We start from the raw sequence: 1281 nt of genomic DNA on the forward strand, positions 1-1281 counted from the left end.
GTTATCTGATGCACAGCATAAGGACCACTTATTCTCAACCGCAACAATGAGGTAATAGGGAGGATCCCAATACCGTCACCAGGCTCAATTAACGAATGAATGTCATGAAAGTAACGACGTACCGTTTTTCGGCAAAGGCGGGTAGCCTGGGCGATTAACGTAATATTGAGCTTTTCGCCTTTCTGTAATAACAATCGACAGGCGTTGAACACGCGCTGTTTGGTTTTTTCGCGCCTTATCTGATGCGTTCTCGCGGCAGCTAAAAACTGGCTCGTGAGTTTGTGTAGTCAAACTCAACCTGTAAAGTTAAAGGTTTAGGCAATACTCCCAATTAATTCCAACAAACCAAGTGATGATGTGTGCATACATACTCAGAACGTTGGCATTGGCCTGCGCCTCACCTAACAGGCGCCTGTATTTGGTAGGTTATTTTTATTATCCCAACTGAGGTCGGTCCTCGTCGGTTATTGTCGGTTGTCTGGCGAGAGGGAGTCAGGCGTGTTTTTTAGCGTTGTTGCGTACCGTCGCAGGTGCTGAGAAAGAGGGGAGTCGCCAGTTCGCATGAACTTGAGGCTCAATGTCACGAACTCTTTTTTAGTGCTGGGGACGAAAAGTACTGAAAAGACGAGCAGCAGCTCGCGCTGCTCTCGTCTGCCTCGAGGATTGGTTTCCAGATCCTCGATAGGTTGTGACTATCCTTTCATCGAGAAACAATGATCGCCAGCTTGCATCAAAGCAAAGAACTTTCTTGTTGCTGTTTCTCTTTCTGCTCTCTTTCACTCTGGGTATTGAAGGCCTTCAACAGGTCAGTATGAACATAGTTCATAGATAACTGAAAACTCATATGGGGTGAGTTCAATCGAATCTCGGTATCTCCATCTCTGTAGGTTGCAGATTTATTACCAACAAAAGGGGTCTTTTGGGTAAAAGTGAATATTTCAAGGAAACCTTATTGTTGTTGTGGTTACTATTGCTGCGTCTAAATAATGTTAAATAATGGGGGGGTATTTGATTTAAATGCGTATTTTTGACCATATCAGTGAGCGTGTTTCGTTAGGGGGAAGCCATTGATTAGGAGCCTGCTTTGAAGGGAACTGTGCCCAGTCCATCACATCAAAGCTACTTTTTTACTCAGCAGACAGTTCTTCGCTTTTGCGTTCCTACTCTATCTTGTGCTTTTGATAGTAATCCTGGAAACTCTCCCCAGTCAGACGTTGCAGCTGAGTTTGCTCATAGCACTATCCGTCTACCACATTCAGATATGCTTCCCATTTCTTAGGG

General features: G+C 44.7%; 1 pseudogene. It reads right to left on the reverse strand.

Features of this window, described 5'->3' with window-relative positions:
- Nucleotides 1–194 (reverse strand): annotated as a pseudogene (locus tag ELS82_RS26800) (replication initiation protein); the annotation flags it as partial.
- Nucleotides 195–1281: the final 1087 nt, after the last annotated feature.

It is taken from the genome of Vibrio ouci (genome assembly GCF_004551525.1).
GTDB lineage: Bacteria > Pseudomonadota > Gammaproteobacteria > Enterobacterales > Vibrionaceae > Vibrio > Vibrio ouci.